The sequence below is a fragment of the Streptomyces sp. CNZ287 genome, from assembly GCF_007827615.1.
On sequence record NZ_VISV01000001.1, the window covers coordinates 707,505 to 733,025 of the forward strand.

The 25,521-nt window shown below is 71.1% G+C and carries 25 protein-coding genes, 1 tRNA gene and 1 pseudogene; 9 read left to right on the forward strand and 18 right to left on the reverse strand.

Translation table 11 applies throughout. The features are described 5' to 3' along the window. Positions 1 to 4 precede the first annotated feature (4 nt). The 10 genes from rpoB to FB457_RS03325 all read right to left on the reverse strand — a co-directional run bounded on the left by rpoB (position 5) and on the right by FB457_RS03325 (position 10,371). The gene (gene rpoB, locus FB457_RS03270) at positions 5 to 3,490 is read right to left on the reverse strand and encodes a DNA-directed RNA polymerase subunit beta (protein ID WP_047017549.1); all 3,486 of its coding nucleotides are present in this window, start codon (positions 3,488 to 3,490) and stop codon (positions 5 to 7) included. Positions 3,491 to 4,104: 614 nt separating this feature from the next. Continuing rightward, positions 4,105 to 4,491 (reverse strand): 50S ribosomal protein L7/L12, encoded by a 387-nt coding sequence (gene rplL, locus FB457_RS03280; RefSeq protein ID WP_047017548.1) that lies wholly within the window; start codon positions 4,489 to 4,491, stop codon positions 4,105 to 4,107. Between the two features lie 99 nt (positions 4,492 to 4,590). Next, positions 4,591 to 5,145: a 50S ribosomal protein L10 gene (gene rplJ / locus FB457_RS03290; protein WP_047017547.1), complete on the reverse strand. Its 555-nt coding sequence runs from the start codon at positions 5,143 to 5,145 to the stop codon at positions 4,591 to 4,593. Positions 5,146 to 5,459: 314 nt separating this feature from the next. Continuing rightward, complete coding sequence (locus FB457_RS03295) at positions 5,460 to 6,353, reverse strand: LolA-like protein (protein WP_486588910.1); 894 nt, start codon at positions 6,351 to 6,353, stop codon at positions 5,460 to 5,462. Positions 6,354 to 6,433: 80 nt separating this feature from the next. Beyond that, positions 6,434 to 7,333 carry an SCO4651 family lipoprotein gene (locus tag FB457_RS03300; RefSeq protein WP_047020284.1) on the reverse strand — a complete coding sequence of 300 codons (900 nt, stop codon included), beginning with the start codon at positions 7,331 to 7,333 and terminating at the stop codon, positions 6,434 to 6,436. A 170-nt stretch (positions 7,334 to 7,503) separates the two neighbouring features. Further along, positions 7,504 to 8,220, reverse strand: coding sequence for a 50S ribosomal protein L1 (rplA, locus tag FB457_RS03305; protein ID WP_047017546.1), 717 nt, complete (start codon positions 8,218 to 8,220; stop codon positions 7,504 to 7,506). A gap of 85 nt (positions 8,221 to 8,305) precedes the next feature. Then, entirely contained in the window at positions 8,306 to 8,740 is a 435-nt protein-coding gene (rplK, locus tag FB457_RS03310; RefSeq protein WP_018834878.1) for a 50S ribosomal protein L11, read from the reverse strand. 177 nt (positions 8,741 to 8,917) lie between these two features. Beyond that, a complete protein-coding gene (gene nusG, locus FB457_RS03315) occupies positions 8,918 to 9,832 on the reverse strand; it encodes a transcription termination/antitermination protein NusG (protein WP_145780721.1) in 915 nt (304 codons plus the stop codon). 87 nt (positions 9,833 to 9,919) lie between these two features. Next, a complete protein-coding gene (gene secE, locus FB457_RS03320; protein WP_027771083.1) occupies positions 9,920 to 10,192 on the reverse strand; it encodes a preprotein translocase subunit SecE in 273 nt (90 codons plus the stop codon). A 106-nt stretch (positions 10,193 to 10,298) separates the two neighbouring features. Continuing rightward, positions 10,299 to 10,371, reverse strand: a tRNA-Trp gene (locus FB457_RS03325). Between the two features lie 190 nt (positions 10,372 to 10,561). On the opposite strand from FB457_RS03325, the gene FB457_RS03330 reads away from it, so the two are divergent. Beyond that, positions 10,562 to 11,797 carry a pyridoxal phosphate-dependent aminotransferase gene (locus tag FB457_RS03330; protein ID WP_047020283.1) on the forward strand — a complete coding sequence of 412 codons (1,236 nt, stop codon included), beginning with the start codon at positions 10,562 to 10,564 and terminating at the stop codon, positions 11,795 to 11,797. 104 nt (positions 11,798 to 11,901) lie between these two features. Next, positions 11,902 to 13,056: an adenosine deaminase gene (locus FB457_RS03335; RefSeq protein ID WP_145780723.1), complete on the forward strand. Its 1,155-nt coding sequence runs from the start codon at positions 11,902 to 11,904 to the stop codon at positions 13,054 to 13,056. Here the strand turns inward: FB457_RS03335 and FB457_RS03340 are convergent. Continuing rightward, a complete protein-coding gene (locus FB457_RS03340) occupies positions 12,951 to 13,637 on the reverse strand; it encodes a TetR family transcriptional regulator (RefSeq protein WP_145780725.1) in 687 nt (228 codons plus the stop codon). The two genes, FB457_RS03335 and FB457_RS03340, sit on opposite strands and share 106 nt — an antisense overlap. A gap of 49 nt (positions 13,638 to 13,686) precedes the next feature. Here FB457_RS03340 and FB457_RS03345 point away from each other — a divergent pair, with 49 nt between their 5' ends. Beyond that, entirely contained in the window at positions 13,687 to 14,427 is a 741-nt protein-coding gene (locus FB457_RS03345) for an NAD(P)-dependent oxidoreductase (RefSeq protein ID WP_047017542.1), read from the forward strand. Positions 14,428 to 14,490: 63 nt separating this feature from the next. Here FB457_RS03345 and FB457_RS03350 read toward each other — a convergent pair whose 3' ends face one another. Both FB457_RS03350 and FB457_RS03355 read right to left on the reverse strand, forming a co-directional pair. Next, positions 14,491 to 15,546 (reverse strand): UDP-N-acetylmuramate dehydrogenase, encoded by a 1,056-nt coding sequence (locus tag FB457_RS03350; RefSeq protein ID WP_047017541.1) that lies wholly within the window; start codon positions 15,544 to 15,546, stop codon positions 14,491 to 14,493. 10 nt (positions 15,547 to 15,556) lie between these two features. Next, complete coding sequence (locus tag FB457_RS03355) at positions 15,557 to 16,525, reverse strand: nitroreductase/quinone reductase family protein (protein ID WP_145780727.1); 969 nt, start codon at positions 16,523 to 16,525, stop codon at positions 15,557 to 15,559. A 107-nt stretch (positions 16,526 to 16,632) separates the two neighbouring features. Here FB457_RS03355 and FB457_RS03360 point away from each other — a divergent pair, with 107 nt between their 5' ends. Continuing rightward, entirely contained in the window at positions 16,633 to 17,091 is a 459-nt protein-coding gene (locus tag FB457_RS03360) for a MarR family winged helix-turn-helix transcriptional regulator (RefSeq protein WP_047017539.1), read from the forward strand. A gap of 33 nt (positions 17,092 to 17,124) precedes the next feature. On the opposite strand, the gene FB457_RS03365 is transcribed toward FB457_RS03360, so the two are convergent. Beyond that, the gene (locus FB457_RS03365) at positions 17,125 to 17,718 is read right to left on the reverse strand and encodes a DedA family protein (RefSeq protein WP_047017538.1); all 594 of its coding nucleotides are present in this window, start codon (positions 17,716 to 17,718) and stop codon (positions 17,125 to 17,127) included. 223 nt (positions 17,719 to 17,941) lie between these two features. Between FB457_RS03365 and FB457_RS03370 the strand changes: the two genes are divergently transcribed. From FB457_RS03370 to FB457_RS35840, 3 genes and pseudogenes are all read left to right on the forward strand, one after another. Beyond that, positions 17,942 to 19,096: a sensor histidine kinase gene (locus FB457_RS03370; RefSeq protein ID WP_047017537.1), complete on the forward strand. Its 1,155-nt coding sequence runs from the start codon at positions 17,942 to 17,944 to the stop codon at positions 19,094 to 19,096. Continuing rightward, complete coding sequence (locus FB457_RS03375) at positions 19,096 to 19,731, forward strand: response regulator (RefSeq protein WP_216725754.1); 636 nt, start codon at positions 19,096 to 19,098, stop codon at positions 19,729 to 19,731. The genes FB457_RS03370 and FB457_RS03375 overlap by 1 nt, the downstream gene beginning before the upstream one ends. A 196-nt stretch (positions 19,732 to 19,927) precedes the next feature. Then, positions 19,928 to 19,972: pseudogene (locus tag FB457_RS35840) on the forward strand (hypothetical protein); the annotation flags it as partial. Here FB457_RS35840 and FB457_RS35080 read toward each other — a convergent pair. After that, positions 19,966 to 20,103, reverse strand: a complete 138-nt coding sequence (locus FB457_RS35080) for a hypothetical protein (protein WP_173534875.1) — start codon at positions 20,101 to 20,103, stop codon at positions 19,966 to 19,968. The pseudogene FB457_RS35840 and the gene FB457_RS35080 overlap by 7 nt on opposite strands. Before the next feature lie 182 nt (positions 20,104 to 20,285). Then, a complete protein-coding gene (locus tag FB457_RS35085; protein ID WP_186461915.1) occupies positions 20,286 to 20,882 on the reverse strand; it encodes a hypothetical protein in 597 nt (198 codons plus the stop codon). A gap of 135 nt (positions 20,883 to 21,017) precedes the next feature. On the opposite strand from FB457_RS35085, the gene FB457_RS03385 reads away from it, so the two are divergent. Continuing rightward, on the forward strand, positions 21,018 to 22,322 hold the full coding sequence (locus tag FB457_RS03385; protein WP_047017535.1) for a hypothetical protein: 1,305 nt from the start codon (positions 21,018 to 21,020) through the stop codon (positions 22,320 to 22,322). Between the two features lie 102 nt (positions 22,323 to 22,424). On the opposite strand, the gene FB457_RS03390 is transcribed toward FB457_RS03385, so the two are convergent. Further along, positions 22,425 to 23,417, reverse strand: coding sequence for an IPT/TIG domain-containing protein (locus tag FB457_RS03390; protein WP_145780729.1), 993 nt, complete (start codon positions 23,415 to 23,417; stop codon positions 22,425 to 22,427). A gap of 130 nt (positions 23,418 to 23,547) precedes the next feature. Then, the gene (locus tag FB457_RS03395; RefSeq protein ID WP_047017533.1) at positions 23,548 to 24,345 is read right to left on the reverse strand and encodes an IPT/TIG domain-containing protein; all 798 of its coding nucleotides are present in this window, start codon (positions 24,343 to 24,345) and stop codon (positions 23,548 to 23,550) included. 527 nt (positions 24,346 to 24,872) lie between these two features. On the opposite strand from FB457_RS03395, the gene FB457_RS03400 reads away from it, so the two are divergent. Continuing rightward, positions 24,873 to 25,355 carry an Ig-like domain-containing protein gene (locus tag FB457_RS03400; protein ID WP_173534874.1) on the forward strand — a complete coding sequence of 161 codons (483 nt, stop codon included), beginning with the start codon at positions 24,873 to 24,875 and terminating at the stop codon, positions 25,353 to 25,355. Positions 25,356 to 25,521 lie beyond the last annotated feature (166 nt).

Below are 25,521 nucleotides of genomic sequence, written 5' to 3' on the forward strand. Positions count from 1 at the left end.
CCCGTCAGACCTCTTCGACGCTGCTCGGCTCGCGCCGGGACAGGTCGATGCCAAGCTCTTCGGCGGCACGGAAGACGTCCTCGTCCGTGTCGCGCATCTCGATGGACATGCCGTCGGAGGAGAGCACCTCCACGTTCAGGCACAGGGACTGCATCTCCTTGATGAGCACCTTGAAGGACTCGGGGATGCCCGGCTCGGGGATGTTCTCGCCCTTGACGATGGCCTCGTAGACCTTCACGCGGCCGGTCACGTCGTCCGACTTGATGGTGAGCAGTTCCTGCAGTGCGTAGGCGGCGCCGTACGCCTCCAGGGCCCACACCTCCATCTCGCCGAACCGCTGGCCGCCGAACTGCGCCTTACCGCCCAGCGGCTGCTGGGTGATCATCGAGTACGGGCCGGTGGACCGGGCGTGGAGCTTGTCGTCCACGAGGTGGTGCAGCTTGAGGATGTACATGTAGCCGACGGAGATCGGCTCCGGGAACGGCTCGCCGGAGCGGCCGTCGAAGAGCTGCGCCTTGCCGGACGGCTGCACCATGCGGTCGCCGTCGCGGTTGGGCAGCGTGTTCTGGATGAGGCCGGCCAGCTCGTCCTCACGGGCGCCGTCGAAGACCGGCGTCGCCACGTTCGTACCGGATGCGACCTGGTCGGCGCCGATGCCCTGCAGGCGCTCGGCCCACTCCTCCTTGATGCCGGAGACGTCCCAGCCCTGGGCGGCGAGCCAGCCCAGGTGGATCTCCAGCACCTGACCCGGGTTCATCCGGGAGGGCACGCCGAGCGGGTTGAGGATGATGTCGACCGGGTGGCCGTCCTCCATGAACGGCATGTCCTCGATCGGCAGGATCTTGGCGATGACGCCCTTGTTGCCGTGCCGGCCGGCGAGCTTGTCGCCGTCGGTGATCTTGCGCTTCTGGGCGACGTAGACCCGGACGAGCTGGTTCACGCCGGGCGGCAGTTCGTCGCCCTCCTCGCGGTCGAAGACGCGGACGCCGATGACGCGGCCGGTCTCGCCGTGCGGGACCTTCAGGGACGTGTCACGGACCTCGCGGGCCTTCTCGCCGAAGATCGCGCGCAGCAGCCGCTCCTCCGGGGTCAGCTCCGTCTCGCCCTTGGGCGTGACCTTGCCGACCAGGATGTCGCCGGCGACGACCTCGGCGCCGATGCGGATGATGCCGCGCTCGTCGAGGTCGGCCAGGACCTCCTCGGAGACGTTCGGGATGTCCCGGGTGATCTCCTCGGGGCCCAGCTTGGTGTCGCGGGCGTCGACCTCGTGCTCCTCGATGTGGATCGAGGACAGGACGTCGTCCTGCACGAGGCGCTGGCTGAGGATGATGGCGTCCTCGTAGTTGTGGCCCTCCCACGGCATGAACGCCACCAGGAGGTTCTTGCCGAGCGCCATCTCGCCCTCGTCGGTCGAGGGGCCGTCGGCGAGCACCTGGCCCTCGATGACGCGGGAGCCCTCGTCCACGAGCACCTTCTGGTTGAAGGAGGTGCCCTGGTTGGAGCGGTGGAACTTGTTGACGCGGTACGTGGTGTACGTGCCGTCGTCGTTGGCGACGGTGACGTAGTCCGCGGAGACCTCCTGGACCACGCCGTCCTTGTCGGCCTTGATGACGTCGCCGGCGTCGACCGCGCAGCGGTACTCCATGCCGGTGCCGACGAGCGGGGCCTCGGCCCGGATCAGCGGCACGGCCTGGCGCATCATGTTGGAGCCCATGAGCGCGCGGTTGGCGTCGTCGTGCTCCAGGAAGGGGATCATCGCGGTCGCGACCGACACCATCTGGCGCGGCGAGACGTCCATGTAGTCGACGTCGTCGCCGGGGATGTAGTCGACCTCACCGCCGCGGCGGCGGACCAGGACCCGGTTCTCGGCGAAGTGCAGGTCGTTCGTGAGCGGCGCGTTGGCCTGCGCGATGACGAAGCGGTCCTCCTCGTCGGCCGTCAGGTAGTCCACGTCGTCGGTGACGACGCCGCCGACGACCTTGCGGTACGGGGTCTCGATGAAGCCGAAGGCGTTGACCCGGCCGTACGAGGCGAGCGAGCCGATGAGGCCGATGTTCGGGCCTTCCGGCGTCTCGATCGGACACATGCGGCCGTAGTGCGACGGGTGCACGTCACGGACCTCGAAGCCGGCCCGCTCACGGGAGAGACCGCCGGGGCCCAGCGCGTTGAGCCGGCGCTTGTGGGTGAGCCCGGACAGCGGGTTCGTCTGGTCCATGAACTGCGAGAGCTGGCTGGTGCCGAAGAACTCCTTGATGGAGGCGACGACCGGCCGAATGTTGATCAGGGTCTGCGGCGTGATCGCCTCGACGTCCTGGGTCGTCATGCGCTCGCGCACGACGCGCTCCATACGGGCGAGGCCCGTACGCACCTGGTTCTGGATCAGCTCGCCGACGTTGCGGATGCGGCGGTTGCCGAAGTGGTCGATGTCGTCGGTCTCGACGACCACGGACTGGCCGTTGTCCCCGACGGTCTCGACCTCACCGGCGTGCAGCTTCACCAGGTACTTGATCGAGGCGATGATGTCCTCGACCGTCAGCGTGCCGGCGTCGAGCGGCGCGGCGGCGCCCAGCTTCTTGTTGATCTTGTAGCGGCCGACCTTGGCGAGGTCGTAGCGCTTGGGGTTGAAGTACAGGTTCTCCAGCAGCGTCTGCGCGGCCTCCTTGGTCGGCGGCTCGCCCGGACGCAGCTTGCGGTAGATGTCGAGCAGCGCGTCGTCCTGGCCCTGGGTGTGGTCCTTCTCCAGGGTGGCGCGCATGGACTCGTACTCGCCGAACTCCTCGAGGATCTGCTCGTTCGTCCAGCCGAGGGCCTTGAGCAGCACGGTGATCGACTGCTTGCGCTTGCGGTCGATGCGGACACCGACCATGTCGCGCTTGTCGATCTCCATCTCCAGCCAGGCGCCCCGGGAGGGGATGACCTTGACGGAGAAGATGTCCTTGTCGGAGGTCTTGTCGATGGAGGAGTCGAAGTAGACGCCCGGGGACCGGACGAGCTGCGAGACCACGACACGCTCGGTGCCGTTGATCACGAAGGTGCCCTTGTCCGTCATGAGCGGGAAGTCGCCCATGAAGACCGTCTGGGACTTGATCTCCCCGGTCTCGTTGTTGGTGAACTCGGCGGTGACGAAGAGCGGCGCGGCGTAGGTGAAGTCGCGCTCCTTGCACTCGTCGATGGAGTTCTTCGGGGGCTCGAAGCGGTGGTCGCGGAAGGTCAGCGACATCGACCCGGAGAAGTCCTCGATCGGGGAGATCTCCTCGAAGATCTCCTCGAGGCCGGACTTGGTGGGGACGTCCTGTCCATGATCCAGGGCCTCCTCGACACGAGCCTTCCAGGCGTCGTTGCCGAGGAGCCAGTCGAAGCTCTCGGTCTGGAGCGCAAGAAGGTTCGGAACCTCGAGGGGTTCCTTGATCTTCGCGAAAGAGATGCGCAGCGGGGCGGTGCTGGCGCCGTTGTTCGTACTAGCGGTCGAGGCGGTGCGCGAGGCGGCCAAGAGGGGTCCTTCCGAGGGCTCGGACTCACTACGCGCGTACCGGTCCCAAAACCCACACGGGGAGGAGAACGCCCAGGTCAAAGCGTGTCTCTCAAGATCGTACGAGCTCTGGACAGACCCCTGGTGACGGGCAGGGGCAGTTAACAGGCAGCGCAAAGGGTCAGTGTAGCGACTCGCCACACTGATGTCCAGCGGAGGCTGGAGACCAGCAAATCTTCGATCTCTCCCTGCCTGAGGAGCACCCGCCTCGCGTGGGGCCTCCCCTGAAGTTATGCCGAATACCGGATGCCTTCGCGCTTGAAGCCATTCCCACTCAGTCGCCGATCCATGCCTCGGAGTACGGACCGATGTGACGACCTGAGATGTGACGACCTGAGAATCGCGCGCCGCTGGCCGTTCGTCAAGGCCCCCCTGCCCCAGGGAGATCATGTCGGCCGCCCCGGCCGGTGAAGATCACCATACCCGCCGGTGCCCGCGGGGCAAGCGCTCCGGCCGGGGCCCCGGCAACGCAGCGAGGGCGACCACCCGGTTGGGTGATCGCCCTCGATTGCGGCAACGGGGCCGTCAGCCCCGGCGGTCCCGGCTCACAGCGCCCCGACCGGCCGGGACGAGGCTCACTTGACCTCGACGGAGGCGCCGGCGCCCTCGAGGGACTCCTTGGCCTTGTCCGCGGCCTCCTTGTTGACCTTCTCCAGAACCGGCTTCGGCGTGCCGTCGACCAGCTCCTTGGCCTCCTTCAGGCCGAGCGAGGTCAGCTCGCGCACGACCTTGATGACCTGGATCTTCTTCTCGCCGGCGCCGAGCAGGACGACGTCGAACTCGTCCTGCTCCGGGGCGGCCTCGGCGGCGGCGGCGCCACCGCCCGGGGCGGCGACGACGGCGGCCGGCGCGGCGGCCTCGACGTCGAACTTCTCCTCGAACTTCTTGACGAAGTCGGAGAGCTCGAGGAGGGTCATCTCCTCGAACTGCGCGAGCAGGTCTTCCTGGCTGAGCTTCGCCATGGTGGCGGTCCTTCCACTAAGTCGGCTGGTGCCGGTTGTGCTGATGCATCGGTACGGCGGGCGTTCGCGGTGCCCGCTGAGCCACGAGGAGCGCTTCCGCTACTCCGCGGCGTCGGCGGGAGCCGGCGTACCGGCACCGCCCTGCTCGACCTTGTCGCGCAGCGCGTCCGCGGTGCGGACGAACTTCGTGAGCGGGGCCTGGAAGGTCGCCGCGGCCTTCGCCATGGACGCCTTCATGCCGCCGGCCAGCTTGGCGAGCAGCACCTCACGGGACTCGAGGTCCGCGAGCTTGTTGATCTCGTCGGCGGTGAGAGCCTTGCCGTCGAGTACACCGCCCTTGATGACGAGAGCGGGGTTGTCCTTGGCGAAGTTACGCAGCCCCTTGGCCGCCTCGACCGGGTCACCGGTCACGAAGGCGACAGCGGTCGAGCCCTGGAGGTGCTCGTCGAGCTGGTCGAGCCCGGCCTCCTTCGCCGCGATCTTGGTCAGCGTGTTCTTCACCACTCGGTACTGCGCGTTCTCGCCGAGAGAACGGCGCAGATCCTTAAGCTGCGCCACGCTCAGTCCGGTGTACGCGGTTACGACGGCCGCGTTGGAGCCGCGGAGCTTGTCCGCGATCTCCTTGACGGCCTCGACCTTGTCCGGCGTCGCCATGAGCCTCAGCCTCCTTCCGGGTGATGGGACCGCCCTCCGGATGCACGAGGCCCTCGCACACGGCAAACGCCCCGGCGCAGGCGCTCGGGGCGTGACTCGACCGCACGGGCCCGGGGCCCGGCGGGAGGTCTTCCTCGTTCACCTGCGCGGGCCGTCCGCGGCGTACGCGGAGCCTTCGGCCACCGCACTCCCCTGCGGGCGTACGGCGGCGGCCAGCGGTCTTTGGCTACAAGCGGGAATCGTACGGCAGCGGCCGTCCCGCGGGCAAATCGCCCCCCGGGACGGCCGGTCCGTACGCGACGTGGTCTCCTGCGCTACGCGCCGCTCCCCGCGTCCGCTTCCTTCATCATGGCGTCCATGTCCGCGGTCTCGGCGGCCGGCGGGGCCTCCACCGTGACGGGCTCGTTGTAGCTCAGGAAGGTCATGGTGGTGTCCAGCGGGCCCTCCTTCGTCTCGGCCTGCATGCGGAACTGCTTGGTGTGGTCCTGGCCGTCGATCCACATGTCCATGGTGAACTCGTCGAAGCCCTGCTCCGCCATCTCGTCGATCTGCTCCTGGCGGTCCTTCCTGGTCTTCGCGTCCTTGCCCTTGAGGTCCGCGCGGAGGTCGTCGAGGGTGATCGTGCCGGTGTAGCGGGTGGTCCGGACCCCCTCGATCTTCTCCTCGCCGACCCTCTCCAGGTCCTCGGCCGCGTTCATCATCTGGGCTTCCTCGGCGGGGTTGTCGTCCGCCTGCTTCAGCTCCAGCAGCGGGTTCTCGCCGCCGCCCGACCCGCCGTCCGACATGCCGATCTTCAGCCAGGTCTTGCCGTCCAGCTCGGCGGCGGCCTCGGGGCCGGCATTCATGTACATCGCGTCGTCGACGAGACGTATCTCCACCTCGCCGCTCTCGTCGGCGGTCGCCCCGTCCACCGTCATCTTCATCTGCATGGCCGGCGGGTCCATGCTGATGGCCCCGGTGCCCTCCATCGCGCCCTCACCGGGCACCTCGCCCGCCATCCGGTATTCGAGGGAGGTGAAGTCCTCCGCCTTCTCCGTGGCCTTGCGGACGGCGGCTGCGGGCGTGACGTCGACCGGCTGGGCGGCGTTCCCGCCCTTCCTGCCGCCCGCCTTGCCGTCTCCGTCGTCGTCGCCGCAGGCGGTGAAGGCGGTCAGGGCGAGGGCGGCCGCGCCGAGCGCGGCTCCGCCCCGTACGAAGGTCGAGCGCATGGTGATCCTTTCCCTCCGGGTACGCGTGTCCCGGGACATGGAGGGGAACACGCTATCGGATACGGGAAACCGCCCGTCTGTTACTGGATCTCGGTGAAGTCGATGCTCTCCGCCGCGGACGGCTCCTCGACGTTCACGTCGACGCCGTAGTCCGAGTAGTAGACGGTGGTGCTGAACTCGCCGCCCGTCATCTTCCCGGACTCCTCGCGCTTGATCATGAGGTCGTTCTCGTCCACCCAGATGTCGACGGTCTGCGTGGTGACGCCGGATGCCTCAAGCTGGTCCTCCAGGTCGGAAAGCTGCTGCTCGCTCAGCGTCTTGGAGGACGCGCGCGCCAGGTCGGAGACGTCCACGGTGCCGGAGTAGTGCGTGGTCTGGACGCCGCGCACCTCCTCCTCGCCGACCTCCTCGACGTCCTCGGAGGCCAGCAGGAGCTTCACGGCCTGCCCCGGGGTGCTGTTCTGCATCTGGTCCTTCATGTAGTCCCCGGACGGGCCCATGAACTCCGACAGGTCGTCGTAGTCGTAGCGGATCCACTTCTTGTCCGGGTACTGGGTCTGGAACGCGCCCTCGACGCCCGCGTAGTAGGCGTCCGGCAGGTAGCGGGCGTCCAGCGTGCCGTCGTCGTCCATCATCTGGATCGAGGAGGCCATCTGGCCGTCGGTGTACTTGACGGTGGCGGTGCCTATCGCGCCGTCGGCCCAGTCGAGTTCGCCCTCGTTCTCCGTGGTCATCGCCTCGCCCATGACCATGGTGCTCTCGAACTTCGACGACTCCGCGCCCGAGGTCTTCTCGTCGATCGCCTTCAGTGCCGCCTGGGCGCCCCGTATGGTCCCGCTGCCGCCGTTGCCGCCGCCGTCGCCGCCCCCGTTGCCGGAACCGCCGTCACCGCCGCCCGAGTCGGACCCGCAGGCCGCCGCGAATGCGAGCAGCAGCGCCGCCCCCAGAGAGACACTTGCGCGCTTCACGGTCGTGTGCATGGGAATCCCCGCCCCCTCGTGGTGATCGTTCTCGTACGGGCAGGTGTTCTGCCCGTACGGGCCAGTGAACACCAGAAACGGGCCGGACCCGGTGCCCCATGGGCGTTCCGGGTCCGACCCGTTGCAGGGCCGTGACAGATGATGCGCGGTTGTCGAACGGGCGGCGCCCGTCAGACCGCGGGCTCCTCCGACAGCAGGTTGCGCACCCGCGCGGGGTCCACCGGGATGCCGGGGCCCATCGTCGTGGTGATCGTGGCCTTCTTGATGTAACGGCCCTTGGCGGCCGACGGCTTGAGCCGCAGCACCTCCTCCAGCGCCGCACCGTAGTTCTCCACCAGCTTCTGCTCGTCGAACGAGGTCTTGCCGATGATGAAGTGCAGGTTGGAGTGCTTGTCGGTGCGGAACTCGATCTTGCCGCCCTTGATCTCGGTGACGGCCTTCGCCACGTCGGGCGTGACCGTGCCGGTCTTCGGGTTCGGCATCAGACCGCGCGGGCCGAGGAACCGGCCGAGGCGGCCGACCTTGCCCATGAGGTCCGGGGTGGCGACGACCGCGTCGAAGTCGAGGCGGCCCTTCTGCACCTCCTCGATGAGCTCGTCGGCGCCGACGATGTCGGCGCCCGCGGCCTCCGCGGCCGCTGCACGGTCACCGGTCGCGAAGACCAGGACCCGGGCGGTCTTGCCGGTGCCGTGCGGGAGGTTCACGGTGCCGCGGACCATCTGGTCGGCCTTGCGCGGGTCGATGCCCAGCCGCATGGCGACCTCGACGGTGCCGTCGAACTTCGTCGTGGACGTCTCCTTGGCGAGGCGGACGGCCTCAAGGGGTGCGTACTGCCGCGTGCGGTCGACCTTGGCGTCGCCGCTGCGGAGTGCCTTGCTGCGCTTCACTGCTGCTCCTGATGTGTCGGTACGGAGTCGTGGTCCGGGCCGGCGCACGGCCCTGCCACAGGGTGCTGCGGGTGACGCGGGGCGCTCAGCCCTCGACCGTGACGCCCATGGACCGGGCGGTGCCGGCGATGATCTTCTCGGCGGCGTCCAGGTCGTTGGCGTTGAGGTCGGCCATCTTGGTGGTGGCGATCTCGCGGACCTGGTCGCGGGTGATCTTCGCGACCTTGGTCTTGTGCGGCTCGCCGGAGCCCTTCTCGACGCCCGCGGCCTTGAGGATCATCTTCGCGGCCGGCGGCGTCTTGGTGATGAAGGTGAACGAGCGGTCCTCGTAGACCGTGATCTCCACCGGGATGACCCAGCCGCGCTGCGACTCGGTCGCGGCGTTGTACGCCTTGCAGAACTCCATGATGTTCACGCCGTGCTGGCCCAGCGCGGGGCCGACCGGCGGGGCCGGGTTCGCGGCACCGGCCTGGATCTGGAGCTTGATCAGCCCCGTGACCTTCTTCTTCTTGGGAGGCATGTCTCTCCGGGTCCTTGAATGAGAGGTTTTGCGCCTCGATCCGGTGATTTGCCGATCGCCCGGACGGAGGCATACCGCACCACGATAGCCGTCTCGGGTACGGGTCCTGAAACCGAGCAGGTCAGAGCGGCTGTGCAGCCGTCTGACCTGGTCGGAAGCGTGGCGGGCGGGGTGCCCTCAGTCGTTCTTCTGGATCTGGTCGAAGCTCAGCTCGACCGGGGTCTCCCGGCCGAAGATCTCCACCAGGCCCTTGACCTTCTTCGAGTCGGCGTTGATCTCGTTGATCGTCGCCTGGAGCGTCGCGAACGGGCCGTCGGTGACGGTGACCGAGTCGCCCACGGCGAAGTCGAGCACCTGCACCTCGACCTTGCGGGACGGCGCCGGCTTGCCCTCGGCCTCCGCGGCCTCGCGGGCGGCCTTCTCCTCGGCCTCCGGGGCGAGCATGCGGACGATCTCGTCGAGGGTCAGCGGGTACGGGTCGTAGGCGTTGCCGACGAAGCCGGTGACGCCCGGGGTGTTGCGCACGACGCCCCACGACTCGTTCGTCAGGTCCATCCGCACCAGGACGTAGCCCGGGAGCTTGTTCTGGCGGACGTTCCTGCGCTCGCCGTTCTTGATCTGGACGACCTCTTCCTCGGGCACCTCGGCCTGGTAGATGAAGTCCTCGACGTTCAGGGAGACGGCTCGCTGCTCGAGGTTGGCCTTGACCCGCTTCTCGTAGCCCGCGTAGGTGTGGATCACGTACCACTCGCCGGGCAGGCCGCGCAGGTCCTGGCGCAGCGCCTCGACGGGGTCGACGGCCTCCTCGGCCGGCTCGGCGGCTTCGTCGGTCTCGTCGGGCTTCTCGTCCGCGTCCGCGGCGGTCTCGTCGCCGGCCGTCTCGTCGCCGGCCTCGGCCTCGTCCGCCTCGCCGGCCGCGCTCTCGGCGCCGTCCTCGGCCTGCTCGGTGGCGGCCTCGGCTTCCTCGGCGTCTTCGCGTCCGGCCGCCACCGCCGCCGTCTCGGCCGCCTCCACCTGCTCGGCAGGCTCAGCCTGCGCAGCGCCGGCGACCTCGTCGGTCGCGACTGCGTCGTTCAGGTTCGGGTCAGACACGGTAGCTGCTTCTTCCTGGCTCAAAAGGGGATGTGCACATGCAGTCGCCTACCTTACGTACCTTACGGGGCGGCGTACGCGAATCGGTCAGCCGAAGACGTACTGCATGAGTTCGGTGAACCCGAAGTCGATCACCGTCACGATGCCGATCATGACCACCACGAAGATGATCACGACGGTCGTGTACGTCGTGAGCTGGTTCCGCGTCGGCCAGACGACCTTGCGCAGCTCCGCGACGATCTGGCGGTAGAAGAGCGCCAGGCGGGCGAACGGGCCCTTCCGGCCGCGCTTGCCGCCGCGGCGAGCGGGTCGCGCGTCGCCTTCGGGGCGGTCAGGCGTCGCGGTGGAGGCTTCCGTCACTCGTCCCTCACCTGGATCCCGGTTCGTTGACCTGCCGCGCCCGGTGGTGCAGCACGGCGGGGCTGCTGTGAACTGCGTACGCACCCCCTGAAGGGGATGCGCGTAGCAGGGCCGGAGGGACTTGAACCCCCAACCGCTGGTTTTGGAGACCAGTGCTCTACCAATTGAGCTACGACCCTTTGTGTCATCCCAACCTAACGCATTCCTGCAGGGGCTTCACGAGCGCGTGCAAGATCTGCACCAGGGCTGGCACGGTGGTTGAGTGTACGGGTTTCACGCCCCGCCGTCGAACGAGTACGCCGCGCGCCCCGCGTACGAGCCGTGCAACCCACGTGCCCGGCCCCCCGCCCGTCTGGAACGATGGGCGTCATGACCGCTGCAAACACCGCGTCCCAGTCCCCGACCGAACGACGGGTGTCGGCCCGCGTCGGCGCCATCTCCGAGTCCGCGACGCTCGCCGTGGACGCCAAGGCCAAGGCCCTGAAGGCGGCCGGCCGGCCGGTGATCGGCTTCGGCGCAGGCGAACCCGACTTCCCGACGCCCGACTACATCGTCGAGGCCGCGATCGCAGCGTGCACCAACCCGACGTACCACCGCTACACGCCCGCAGGCGGGCTCCCCGAGCTGAAGGCCGCCATCGCCGCGAAGACCGCGCGCGACTCGGGGTACGAGGTGGAGCCGGCCCAGGTGCTCGTCACCAACGGCGGGAAGCAGGCGATCTACGAGTCGTTCGCCGCCCTGCTCGACCCGGGCGACGAGGTCATCGTCCCGACCCCGTACTGGACCACCTACCCCGAGTCGATCCGGCTGGCCGGCGGCGTGCCCGTCGACGTGGTGGCCGACGAGACCACGGGCTACCGGGTCTCCGTCGAGCAGCTCGAAGCCGCGCGCACGCCGCGCACGAAGGTGCTGCTCTTCGTCTCCCCGTCCAACCCGACCGGCGCGGTCTACGCCCGCGAGCAGGTCGAGGCGATCGGCCGCTGGGCCGCGGAGCACGGGCTGTGGGTGCTGACCGACGAGATCTACGAGCACCTGGTGTACGGGACCGCCGAGTTCCACTCGCTGCCGGTGGTGGTGCCGGAGCTGCGCGACAAGTGCGTCGTCGTCAACGGCGTGGCCAAGACGTACGCGATGACCGGCTGGCGGGTCGGCTGGGCCATCGGCCCGAAGGACGTGATCAAGGCCGCGGCGAACCTGCAGTCGCACGCCACGTCCAACGTCTCCAACGTCGCCCAGGCCGCCGCGCTGGCGGCCGTCTCCGGCGACCTGGACGCGGTGGCGAAGATGCGCGAGGCGTTCGACCGGCGGCGCAGGACGATCGTGCGGATGCTGAACGAGATCGAGGGTGTGGAGTGCCCCGAGCCGGAGGGCGCGTTCTACGCGTACCCGTCGGTGAAGGGGCTGCTCGGCAAGGAGATCCGCGGCCGGCGGCCGGCGAACTCGGTGGAGCTGGCCGAGGTGATCCTGGAGGAGGCCGAGGTCGCGGTGGTCCCGGGTGAGGCGTTCGGGACGCCGGGGTACCTGCGGCTGTCGTACGCGCTGGGGGACGAGGACCTGGTCGAGGGCGTCTCGCGGATGCAGAAGCTGCTGGCGGAGGCGGAGTAGCAGGGCACGTGAGCAGGCGGGGCCTGCCCGGACAACCGTCCGGGCAAGCCCTCGTTCGTAGGTGCCGGTGTCGCGGCCCTCCGCGGATGCGGCAAGATCTCTCCATGGAGCACGACCACCGCGCCGCCGCACGAGACGTACGCCGCCTGCCGAAGGCACATCTCCACCTGCACTTCACCGGCTCCATGCGCTCCGCCACGCTCATCGAGCTGGCCGGGAAGTACGGCGTGCACCTGCCCGAGGCGCTGAGCAGCGGCGAGCCGCCCAAGCTGCGCGCGACCGACGAGCGCGGCTGGTTCCGCTTCCAGCGTCTGTACGACCTGGCCCGCTCCTGTCTGCGTACGCCCGAGGACATCCAGCGGCTGGTGCGCGAGGCCGCGGAAGAAGACCTCGCGGACGGCTCGGGGTGGCTGGAGATCCAGGTCGATCCCACCTCGTACGCGCCGCGCCTCGGCGGGCTGATCCCGGCGCTGGAGATCATCCTCGACGCGGTCGAGACCACGGCCAGGGAGACCGGCCTCGGGATGCGCGTGCTGGTCGCCGCGAACCGGATGAAGCACCCGCTGGACGCCCGTACCCTCGCCCGGCTCGCGGTGCGCTACGCGGACCGCGGCGTCGTCGGCTTCGGGCTCTCCAACGACGAGCGCCGCGGCTTCGCCCGCGACTTCGACCGCGCCTTCGCCATCGCCCGCGACGGCGGCCTGCTGGCCGCCCCGCACGGCGGCGAGCTGGCGGGCCCGGCGAGCGTCCGCGACTGCCTGGACGACCTGGACGCGCGCCGCATCGGGCACGGCATCCGCGCCGCCGAGGACCCGCGGCTGCTGTCGCGGCTCGCGGCGGCGGGGGTGACGTGCGAGGTGTGCCCGTCGTCGAACGTCGCCCTGGGGGTGTACGAGCGGCCGCAGGACGTGCCGCTGCGGACGCTGTGGGACGCGGGGGTGCCGATGGCGCTGGGGGCGGACGACCCGCTGCTCTTCGGCTCGCGGCTGGCGGCGCAGTACGAGCTGGCGCGTACACACCACGGGTTCACGGACGAGGAGCTGGCGGAGCTGGCGCGGCAGTCCGTACGGGCCTCGGTGGCGCCTGAGGACGTGCGGCGGGGGCTGCTGGCGCGGGTGGACGACTGGCTGTCGGGAGAGCCGGAGGCCGGCCGTCAGGCGGCGGGCGGGGCTGCCGGGGGTGCGGCTGCCGCGGACGGCGGGGCGAGTGCGGCCCAGAGCGTACGGGACAGAGCCGCGGCGAAGTCGTCCGCCGGCTGAACCGCCGCGGGCCCGCCGAAGGCCACGAAGAACGCCCGCTGGAAGCACGCGCCGATCAGCATCCCCGCCGCGGCCCGCGGGTCCGCGTCGGCGCGTATCCGGCCGCGCTCGCGCTCCCGGACCAGGTAGTCGGTGAGCGCGTCGCCCGCCTCGTACGGCCCCTTGCGCCCGACCGCGGCGAGCCCTTCGGCGAACCGCGTGAGCAGCCCCGGCTCGGCGAGCAGCGCGCCCACCATGGGCAGCATCTCCTCGTAGAAGTCCGCGGCCTTGCGGGCGACGGCCGTCAGGCGCTCCTCGACGCCGCGGGTGCCCGGTCCGTCGGCATCCTCGGTGTCCTCGGCGTCCTGGTCGTCGTCGGTCAGCTCGGTGAAGAGCGTGGTCAGGCGGGGCAGCCGCTCGATGAGGACGCGGAGGAAGATGTCCTCCTTGTTGACGAAGTGCTTGTAGAGCAGCGCCTCCGAGCAGCCCGCCTCGCGCGCGATCTCCTTGGTGGTCGCGTGCACGAACCCGGCGGTGCGGATGAGCCGCTCCGCGGCGTCGACGATGCGCTCCGGAGCCGGCCTTGACGGCGAGGTGGGCATTCACTCACCCTAACAGGGGGTGGGTGAGCACCCACTTACGGGAGGGACCATGAAGCTCACGGTCTTGGGCGCGTCCGGCGGGACCGGCCGGGAGGTCGTCCGGCAGGCCCTCGCCGCCGGGCATGAGGTGACGGCAGTGGTGCGCAAGGAGGCGCGGAGCCTGGCCGCGGTGGCGGGCGCGGACCCCGGGGGCGGCGCGGCATCGGGCGGGAAGGGCCGTGGCGCGGCGGACGGCCCGGGCCGGGGCGGACAGGGCGGCGGACGCGGGCGGCTGACGGTGATGACCGTCGAGGACCTGACGAACCCCGCGGCCCTCGGCCCCGTCGTCCGGGGCCGCGACGCGCTGCTGTTCTGCCCCGGGCTGCCGGGCGGCGGCCGGCCCACGGGCCGCCTCGGCGCCGCCGCGCACGCGCTGGTACGTGCCGCGCGGGCGGCGGGCGTACGGCGGCTGCTGGTCGTCAGCACGGCGCCGGTCGGGCCGCTGCCGCCGGACGAGGGGGTGCTGGGGCGGGCGGTGTCGCCGGTGCTGCGGACGCTCTTCAAGGACGTGTACGCGGAGGCCGCCGCGATGGAGTCGGAGCTGGCGCACAGCGGTCTCGACTGGACGGTGCTGCGGCCGGGCAAGCTGACGAACCGGCGCGGCAAGGGGCGCTACCGGCGCCGGGTCGGCGGCAACGTGCCCGGTACGGGGACGCTCGCGCGGGCGGACCTGGCGCGGGCGGTGCTCGACCTGATGGACGACCCCGCGGTGCGGGGGCGGACGGTGGGGCTCGGGTCGGCGCGGGGGTGAGGGCCCGTACGGCCGCCGCGGGCCGACGCGGAGCCGCCGGCCGCGGGCAGACGCCGGCCGTCGCTACAGGCTGACGCCGACCGTCACCGGCTCGTTGACCAGCGTGACGCCGAAGGCGTCCCGTACGCCGTCGCGCACCTCGCGGGCGAGCGCGAGCAGGTCTTCCGTCGTCGCCGAGCCGCGGTTGGTCAGGGCCAGGGTGTGCTTGCTGGAGATGCGGGCCGGGCCCGTCCCGTAGCCGCGGGTGAAGCCGGCGTGGTCGATGAGCCAGGCCGCGGACGTCTTCGTGCGCCCCTCCCCCGCCGGGAACGCGGGCGGGCGCGCGTCGGGGCCGAGGCGGTCGGCGACGCGGGCGAGGAAGGCGGCGTGCGCCCGCTCGTCGAGGATCGGGTTGGTGAAGAAGGAGCCCGCCGACCACGTGTCGTGGTCCTCCGGGTCGAGCACCATGCCCTTGCCCGCGCGCAGCTTCAGCACCGCGTCCCGCGCCTGGGCGGCCGGCACCCGCTCGCCGGGCGCGACGCCGAGCATGCGCGCCGTCTCCCCGTACCGGATGGGCGCGGAGAGGCCGCCCTCGTCGGCGAGCCGGAAGCGGACGCGCAGCACGACGAAGCGGTCGGGGTCGGCCTTGAAGCGGCTGTGCCGGTACGAGAAGCCGCAGTCTGCGCCGGAGACGGTGACGGTCTCGCCGGTGGTGCGGTCGTACGCGACGACCTCGGTGATCGTCTCCGCGACCTCCTGGCCGTACGCCCCGACGTTCTGGATCGGCGTCGCACCGGCCGAGCCGGGGATGCCGGCGAGGCATTCGACGCCGGCGAGCCCCGCGTCGACGGTGCGGGCGACGGCGTCGGACCAGTTCTCCCCCGCGGCCAGTTCGAGCGCGGTGCCGTCGAGGTCGAAGCCGGTGGTGGCGATGCGCAGCGCGGTGCCGGGGAAGCCGGCGTCGGAGACGACGAGGTTGCTGCCGCCGCCGACGACCAGCAGCGGCGTCCCGGCGGTGTCGGCCGCGCGCACGGCCTCGACCACCTCGGCGTCCGTCGTCGCGGTGACGAGCCGGGCGGCGGGGCCGCCGAGGCGGAGGGTGGTCAGCGGGGCGAGGGGGGCGTCGTGGCGTACCTGCACGAGGCCAAGGTTACGGGCCGGCGGTGACAGCGCGCGTAGGCGGTGCCGGGAGGCCGAGGGCGGGGAGCAGCTCGCGCTCCTCGTACGCGAAGTGGGCGTCGAGGCGGGCGGCGAGGGCGTGCAGCTCGGCGCGGACGGGGGCGGCGGCGGGAGCGGCAGCGGCTTGCGGCGCCGCGGCGGCCAGGTCGCGTACGCGCTCCAGCATCGCGGTGACGTCGCGGTGCTCCTCGCGGATGCGGGCGACGGCGGGGGCGAGGCGGGGGAACTGCCGCTCCATGGCGCCGAGTGCGCCGTCTTCCGCGCCGTGGTGCTCTTCGAGGGAGCCGCAGTAGGCGAGGCAGTGGCGGCGGAGGTCGCGGAGGGCAGGGTCCCGGGCGGTGTCCGCGGAGGCGCCTTCGGCGGCTGCCAGCACGCCCGCCAGCTCGCGGCGCAGCTCTTCGTGCGCCTTGAGCAGTTGTTCCCCGGCGGCCAGGCGGCGCTCCGGGTCTGCGAAGGGGTTGGGGTCGGGATCGGCGGCGGGGTCGGGGGCGGGGTGCAGGGCGACGACGGGGATGGTGCGGGCGGTGGCACGCTCGTACGCGGCGAAGGCGGGGTCGAGTCCGGCCTGCACCGCGTACATCCGGTCGCGCTCCGCTGCGGGCAGCGGGACCGCGTCGGCCTCGTACGCCGTCGTGCCGCCGGGGGCGTCGGCGTCGCGGATCTCGACGGTGACGCGGGGGTGGGCGAGGAGGTTGTGGTACCAGGCAGGGTGGTGGTCGGCGCCGCCGTTGGAGCCGAAGACGAGCAGGCGGGCGCCGTCGCGGAGGTAGACGACGGGGTTGGTGCGGCGGGTGCCGCTGCGGGCGCCGGTGGTGGTGAGCAGCACGAGGGGTGCGCCCTCGAACATGCCGCCGACGCGGCCGCCGTTCGCCCTGAACTCCTCGATGACCAGCCGGTTGAACTCCGCCGGGCTGGGCGGCTGCTGCTGCTCGGTCGTCACGGGGACCGCCTCTCGCGCTCACGGGTAGCATCACGCTCACGCCGTAGAAGATTTTGCTTTGAAAGCAAAGAAGCTTTGAGCATAAAGCTAAAGAAGGGAGAGCCGCGGTGTCAACCGCAGGGCCGGACGTCGACGACGCCATCCGTACACTGCTGCTGCTCATGCCGCGCATGGTCGGGCGCGCGAAACGGCTGCCGGTCCCCGCGGAGCTGCAGTCCCTCGCCCTCGCCCCGCGGCACCTCTCGCTCCTCGCCTACCTGCTCTTCGACGGCGAGTCGAGCGTCAACGAGCTTGCCGAGCGGCTGGAGGTGGCCCCGACGACCGTGAGCCTCATGGTCGGCGAGCTGAGCCGCAAGAACGTCCTGGAGCGGCGCGAGGACCCGGCGGACCGACGGCGGAAGCTGGTCAGCATCACGGCGGCGTGGCGCCCGGCGATCGACGGCTGGCTGGGACGGAGCGCGGAGGCGTGGCGGCTGGCGCTGGGGCCGCTCACGGCGGCCGAGCGGCGGACGTTCGTGGAGACGCTGACGGCGTACGAGCGGCACCTGGGCGGCGACCCGTCGTAGGGCCGGACGCCGGAGCGGTACGGGCTAGGCGCCCTAGCGTGGCGCCCGGTGGCGGCCGTGTCCTGCGGTCACGGCCCGCAGGGTGAAGAACAGCACCACCGCGAGGGCGACGGCGCCCAGGACCACCTTGGAGTACACGCCGACCAGGTCGCTGATCTCGTGCCAGCGCGAGCCCAGCCAGTAGCCGGCGAGCACGAACACCGTGTTCCACAGCGCGCTGCCCGCGGCCGTGAGGCCGAGGAAGACCGGCACCCGCATCCGTTCGACGCCCGCGGGCACCGATATGAGGCTGCGGAAGATCGGGATCATGCGGCCGAAGAAGACCGCCTTCGTGCCGTGCCGGAGGAACCACGCCTCCGTACGCTCGATGTCGCGCACCTTGAGCAGCGGCAGCTTCGCCGCCAGCGCGACGGTCCGCTCGCGGCCGAGGAGCGCGCCCACCCAGTACAGCGCGAGGGCGCCGACGACGGAGCCGATGGTGGTCCAGACGAGGACCGCCGCCAGGTTCAACCCGCCCTGGCTGGCCGTGAATCCGGCGAGCGGGAGGATGACCTCGCTGGGCAACGGCGGGAAGAGGTTCTCCAGCGCGATGGCCAGCCCGGCCCCCGGCGCCCCGAGGTCCTCCATGAGCCCGGCGGCCCACCCGGCGACGCCACCGCTGGGCGCCTCTCCCGCAGCGATTCCGATCACGGCGATGACGTTACGTGGCCGGTCCGACAACCGGAATCCGGGGTCCCACCCAGGCCCGTACGGAAAACCGCACCCGCCGGCTGTGCGGGACCACACCCCGGCGTTCGTGCGGAAAGCCGCAGTGCGCCCCTCCCCCGCCCGCCGTTAGCGTGACCGCATCATGCGTCCGATCCTGCTCCGCCGCCTGCGTACCGCGGCCGGAGTTCTCACCGGCGGCCTCACCGCCCTCGTCGAGCTGCCGCTGGCCGCCCTCTGCGGGCTGTGGCTCCTCGCCGCCTGGCCGTGGCAGGCCGCGGCCGGCGGCGCCCCGCGCGCGACACGCCTCCCGTACGCGGCCGCCGCCCGCCTGGCGACGGCCGAGCGCGCGCGCATGACGTACTTCTACGGCAGCGAACTCGCCCCGCCCCGCGCCACCCCCCGCGCGCTGCAGTACCTCGCGCTGCGCTGGGGCGTCGGTGCGCTCGGCGGCGCGGTGCTCCTGACGGCGCTGATCGGCGCGTTGTACGGATCGACGCTGTTGTGGATCTGGTTCGTCGCGCGGGACGCCAACCCCTTCGTCATGCTCGCCTCCGGCCTCGGCGGCCTGTTCCTCCTCTTCCTCTCCGTCCAGGGCGTGGAAAGCGTCGCCGCGCTCGACAACCACCTCGCCCACCGCTTCCTCGGTCCCAGCTCCGCCGACCTCCTCCAGCGCCGCATCGGCGAACTCGCCGCCACCCGCGCCGGGATCGTGGCCGCCGTCCACGACGAGCGCCGCCGCATCGAACGCGACCTCCACGACGGCGTACAGCAGCGCCTCGTCGTCCTCGGCCTGCTCCTGGGCCGCGCCCGGCGCACCGGGGCCGCCGACCCGGACAAGGCGCGGGACCTGCTCCGCCAGGCCCACGAACAGTCCCAACTGGCGCTCACCGACCTGCGCGAGGTCGCCTGGCACGTCTATCCGGCGGCGCTGGACGACACGGGCCTGCGCGCCGCGCTGGAGGCGCTGGCGGAGCGCTCGGAGCTGCCCGTACGGATCGACTACGCGCTCGCGGACCCGCTGCCGGAAGCAGTCCGCACGGTCGCGTACTTCACCGTCTCCGAGGCCGTCACGAACGCGATCAAGCACGCGTCCGCCACGCTCGTGACCGTACGGCTGACACGGGATGCGACCATGGCGCAGGTGAGCATCGAGGACGACGGCACGGGCGGCGCGGACCCCGGCGGCGGCGGTCTGCTGGGCCTCGCCCGCCGCGTCGCCGCCCTCGACGGCCGGCTCGCCGTCTCCAGCCCGCCCGGCGGGCCCACCACCGTCACCGCGGAGCTGCCGTGCGCGTAGTGCTGGCCGACGACTCGACACTCCTCCGCGAGGGCCTCGCCCGCCTCCTCGCCGACGAGGGCCACGAGGTCACCGCCGCCGTCGGCGACGCCCCGGCCCTGGTCGTGGCCGTCGCCGCCGACCCGCCGGACGTCGCGGTCGTCGACGTCCGCATGCCGCCCGGCCACTCCGACGACGGCCTGCGCGCGGCGCTGGAGATCCGCGAACGGTGGCCGGAGACGGGGGTGCTGGTGCTGTCGCAGTACGTCGAGCGGCGCTACGCCACCGAGTTGGTCACCGGCAGCACGGGCGGCGTCGGCTACCTGCTGAAGGACCGCGTGGTCCAGGTCGACGAGTTCCTCGACGCCCTCGACCGCGTGGCCGCGGGCGGCACGGCCCTCGACCCCGAGGTCGTACGCCGCCTCCTGGCCCACAGCACCCGCACGGACCCCCTGGACCGCCTGACGCCGCGCGAACGCGAGGTCCTGGACCGCATGGCCCAGGGCCACACCAACGCGACGATCGCCGCCCGCCTGCACGTCTCGCAGAGCGCGGTGGAGAAGCACGTCAACGCGATCTTCGACAAGCTCGACCTGGGCCACACGCAGGGCTACAGCCGCAGGGTCCTCGCCATCCTGCGCTACCTGGAGCCGTAAACCCCCGGGGGCGCCGCCGTTGCCGACGTCTCCGTCGTCCCCGTCACCTCAGTACGGACTCGGCACGCCGGGCGGAACGCGGGCCGCCGTGCGACGCTGCCGCCGGGGAGGTCGCGGCGGACGGGCCGGACCTACGGAGGCGACCCCGGAGGCGCCGCACCCGGGGTCCATCGAGATCACCGCCCACTCCCCGCTGGTGTGCAACGGACGCCGCAGCAGCAGCGACTCGGCGTACTACACCGTGCCGGGCGGCGCGGGCGTCTTCGCGACCGGCACCATGCGCTGGGTGGAGGCCCTGACGGCCGGGACGCCCCACGCGGGCCGCGTCCACGGCATGGACGCCCGCACCCGTACCTTCGTCACCCGCACCACGGAGAACCTCCTGCACGCCTTCGCCGAGGGCCCCGCCGCCCGCCACCAGCCGAAGCCGGACCCGAACGTGAAGGAGATGTACGAGAAAGTCAGATCGCGGGACCCCCGCAGACTGCTGAGGCCCCGGGTTCCGGGGCGTCGCGGCACGGGGCGCCCGTACCTGACGGCGCGGGAGGGAGCCGTCAGATCCCGGAGGCCACCAGGTTCGGCTCGCCCGCCACCGCCAGGCGCCGGTGCCTGCCCTCGCCGAACAGCTCACCGATCACCATCCCTGGAGACTCGATCGGCTCGGTGCGCCCCCGCAGCGCCACCCGCACCCGCCACTGCTCGCAGTGATGTTCCACGAGCACGTCCGCCCATTCGCGCGAGGGAACCACCACTCCGCGGAGCGCGGGGCCGCCTTCGGGCCCGTACTCCCTGAACGCATGGACGAACGGAAGCTCGGCGAGCAGCCACGCCAGATGCGCCCACGCCGGCGAGGCGGGCCGCGGTGCCCACTCCGTCCCGGCCCGCTCGCGGTCGTCGGCGGGCACGGCACCGGCCTCGCCGACCGGGACCCGCGGATCCGGCTCGGGCACCTTGCGGAAGGCGAACGTCTGGCTGACGGCGTCCACGCGCGTCAGCTCGATGCCGAGCGGACCGCTCTTGAACGCCATGTCCGAGACCTGCTGGAAGAACGCGGACACCGCCTGGTCCCGCGCCCCCACCACCCCGCCCCCGGCCTCCGGCCCGTCCAGCGGCCGGTACGAGCCCTGGTATCCGTTGCGGCTCCTGCCCATGCCCGTCCTCCCCCTTCGTCCGGGTCGATTCTGCCGGAGGGCGGCGGTCAACCGGTGGTGGGCGAACGAGGTTTGCGGCGCGTCAGCCGCGGTGCCATTGTGAGGCGTTCGGTCGAGGAAGAGACGGGGGCGCTGATGCGTGCGACGAGGTGGATCGCCTTCGCGGCGGTGGTGGTGGCGTTACTGGCGGGCTGCTCGGACTCCGGAGAGGACGAGGAGAACCCCGGGGCGAAGGAGGGCAAGCGCACCGGCCCGTCGCCGAGCGCCGAGGCGACGCCGCCCGGCACCCAGCTCGACGTGCCGGCGCTGTACGACACGGGGCGCGGCTGGGAGTCGACGGAGGAGGGCACGCAGTTGCCGCTCCCGCGGACCGGCGCGGTGGCGGTGTACTGGGAGCGGCCCGGCGAGGGGGGACCCGACGAGTACGGCTTCACGGTCCTGGACGCCGCAACGGGCGAGAAGCGGTGGAGCAGCGTCCCCGTCAGCCCGCTGGAGAGTACGAGTCTGCCGTACATCAGGGCGACCGTGGACGGTAAGGAGTATCTGGCCCTCTGGTCGTCCGGCACCACGGACGACGATGCCATCAACCGCGGCAAGGAGGTCGTCGCCATCGACATCTTCCCGGCGGATGCGTCCGGTGACGGCGTACGGCCGGTCCACGTCGAGGTGGACGGCGAAGGCAAGGTCCGCGACGGCGGCGCCGGGCTGCTGGTGCAGAGCGGCGACGACACCGTGGTGGCCGTCGACCCGGCGACCGGGGACACCACCGAATACGGCGTCGCCGACCAGGAGCCGCCGGCCGACTGCCCCGAATGTGATAGCAGTTGGCAGGTCAAGGGGCTCACGGACGACGGTCTGCTCATCGGCACCAGCATCGACATCGACTACAACGGTTTCTGGGTCCCCGGCGCCTGGACCGCCGCCGACCTCCGGCCGAAGGGAGTAGCCCCGGGGGAGCCGTCCCGCGTCCAGGTCATCTCGGACGACCTCCTCGTCGTCGACTGGGGCCAGGAGCGGAACTCCGAGGCGATCGTGTGGAGCGCCGTCGACAGCTCCTCCGGCAAGACGCTCGCCACGGTCCGCTGCGAGGGAGACACCACCCCCGGCGACCACCACCTGTCGGCCAACGGCCGGTATCTCGCCCACGGGGGCCGGGTGTTCGACCTGGAAGAGGGCACAGGCGTCTGCTACGAGCGCACCGACAGCACCAACGCGGTCGAGTTCCAGCTCGCCACCGACGAGGGCGTGGTGTACGGAAACGCCATCGGCTCCGAGGGGTTCATCTCCTCGGAGGATCCGGTGCAACTCGACATGAGGACCGGCAAGATCGAGGAGTTCGACGACGTCACCATCGACTTCCCCTTCGGCGACACCGCCGGCTTCGGTCTCTTCTGGGACGAGGCGTCGCGCACGATGGTCGCGTACCCGCACGCGAGCTGACCCACGCACGGCCCGCCCCGCAGCGGTGACCGACGAACCCGCTTCGCCCATCCCGCAGGCGCCTGGGTCGGCAGGCCCTTGCCGGAGAAGGTGGCCGGTTGGTCATTGGTAGGTGTAGGTGAGGGGATTGCTGGTGCCGCCGGGGCTGTGGACGGTGACGGGGACGCTTCCGGCGCCGGGCGGTGCGGTGGCCAGGACGATGGTGTCGGAGATGGCGGCGAAGGTGGCGAGGGTGGCGCCGAAGAAGACCTTGTCGGTGTAGGTGAGGGCGGTGCCGTTGATGGTGACGCCGGTGCCGCCGGTGGCGGGGCCGGTGTCGGGGGCGAGGCTGGTGAGGGCGGGCTGCGCCACGTAGGTGTAGTACGGGTTGCCGATCCCGGTGCTGCTGGTGCCTCCGGGTGTGGTGACGGTGACCACCACGGTGCCGGTGCCGGCCGGCGCGGTAGCCGTGATCTGGTTGTCGCCCACGACGGTGAAGCCTGCGGCCTGGGCACCGAAGTGGACGGCGGTGGCGCCGGTCAGGCCGGCCCCGAGGATGGTGACGCTGTTGCCGCCGGCGGTGGGGCCGAAGTGGGAGCCGAGGTCGATGACGACGGGCGCCGCTGCCGTGACGTAGGTGTAGGTGAGGCTGTTGCTGGTGCCGCCGGGTGTCGTCACTGTCACGGCGACGGAGCCCGAGCCGGCGGGTGCGGTGGCGGTGATCTGTGTGCTGCTGTTGACGGTGAAGACGGCGGAGGCGGCGCCGAATTGGACTGTGCTGGCGCCGGTGAATCCGGTGCCGGTGAGTATCACCTGGTTCCCGCCGCTCGTCGGCCCCTGGCCGGGCGCGAGGCTGGTGAGGACCGGTGCGGGGACGTAGGTGTACGTGACGCCGTTGCTCGTTCCGCTCGGTGAGGTCACCCGCACGGTCACGGCCCCGGAGCCCGGGGGCGGGAAGGCTGTGATCTGGGAGTTGCTGACGACCCCGAAAGCTGCGGGGTTCGTGCCGAAGCGGACGGCGGTGGCGCCGATGAAGGAACTGCCGGAGATGGTGACCTGGTTGCCACCGGCGGCGGGGCCCTGGGTGGGATTGAGTGCGCTGATCACCGGTGCCATGGAAGGGCCTTTCTCGCTTCTCTGTCGTCCGGGCGCTGTGAGCATGCTGCGTGTGAGTCGTCGCTGCCCGGTTCGGGGTGGGGCGTGTGTGCCCTGGTCGCCCATGGCACACACGCGTGATGTGGTGCGGTCAGGTGTTGAAGACCAGTGCGGGGGTGGTGGTGCCGCCGGGGTTGGTGACGGTCACGTCGAGTGCCGTTGCCGTCGGGGCGCCGGAGGGGACCGTCACGATCAGCTGGGTGTCGCTGGTAGCGGCGAAGCTGGCGGGGTAGTCGGTGGGGCCTGCGGGGTCGGTGAAAGTCACTGCACTGACCTCGTAGAAGCCGGTGCCGGTGATGAGGACGCCGGTGTCTCCCGGCGACCCGGTACTGGGACTGATGGTCGTGGCCGTTGGCTGGTCGTAGTAGGTGTACTGGTCGGCGGCTCCGGTGATGGTGCTGGTCCCGCCCGGGTTGGTCACCGTGACGTCGACGGTGACCGGGGTGCCGGTGACGGCGAAGGAGGGCGGGGTGGCGGAGCGCTGGGAGTCGCTGACGACGGCGCCGAGGGTGCCGGCACCGGCGGCGCCGAAGGTGACTGCCGTGGCGGCAGCTAATCCGCTGCCGTACAGGGTGCTGGCCGGCGGGGAGGTGTCGGGGCCGACGTTGGCGCTGAGGGCCGCGACGGCGGGGGCGGCGATGTAGAAGAACGCCCTGCTGTTGCTGGTGGAGCTGCCCACGGTCACGCTGACGTTGACCTGCCCGGCGCAGCCGCCGGGGGCGGTGACGCTGACCTGGGTGTTGGCGACCGTGACCGTGCCGGTCACGGTCGTGCTGCCGAAGTGGACGACCGGCGTGCTGGCCAGGGCGCCGAACCCGGTACCGGTGATGGTCACCGAGGTGCCGGCCGTGCCCTGGGTGGGGCTGATAGACGTGATGAAGGGGGCCATGGAGTCCTCCTTTGAGGAATGAGTTGTGCCGCCGCATCCGGACCGGTGCCGCGTGCGGAAGCAGAGACGCAGAGGGGTGATCGGATCACTACGCCCGGTACGCCCGTGACCGGGCTGCCGAGCCGAGGTGTGAAGGGAATCGCGGTACTGCCGCGCCGATGCCCCCACGGAGAGATGAACGATCCACCTGTGGCGGATATAGCCATTGAGCCACTCGGGTGAAACGAGTGCAAGAATATGAGCGACACATCACCCAAACGAGTTATATCCGCGTGACTGTTGGGACATATAGATACATCTGAGCTGATCAACATCCTCGTCCGGCTGCACCAGGTCGTTCCGGTCGAAGATAGGTAGAACCGGAAGCACGGGGGAAGGAGAGCTTCCTCCGGTGGGGTGTTCCGTGTGATCCAAGTGGACCTCCTCCCGAGCGCCTTCCGTGCCGTCACCGCAGCGGCGACTACGGTCCTCGGCTGTCCGGCGGGTCAACAAGCCCGCAAAACCCCCAGTTCAAGGGAGCCCTACCAGTGAGTCGTTGGCAGCGATGGACATTCTGGAAGGCAGCGCTCTTCTGCGCACTGGCCGCAGTCATCGGTCTGGCCTCCCCGGCCGCAGCCCTGGAGCCCTCGACCACCTCGGTCACCGCAACACCCTCAACCGCAGCCGTCGGGGCACCTGTGGAACTGGAGGCGACGGTCAGTTGCCCGGAGGACCCCAGCGGCGGTCTGGGCGTGTCCTTCTTCGACGGCCCCGACCTCCTCGCCACCGTCCCCGTCGCCCCCGACGGCACCGCAACCTACGACACCAACTTCGCCACCACAGGCACCCACACCATCACCGCCGCCTACAACGGCAACGACAACTGCGCCGCCTCCAACGACCAAACCACCGTCGTGATCTCCTCCTCCCCCACACCCCCCACACCGCCCTACGGCTTCTGCGCCCTCGCCTGCGGCAGCCTGATCAACTTCACCGTCGGCAACATCGACAACGACGTCACCGTCTACTGAACCCTCGCTGACCGGGCGCCGCTCGCCGTGATCGATGGGCCGAGCGGCGCCCACAGCCGACCCACACCACCGCCGCCACGAGACCGCCCTGCACGAACGCGCCCGGCAACGCGACCGGTGCAGCGAACGTGCCGGCCCGCGTTCATCGTGCCGCGCGCCCCCACGG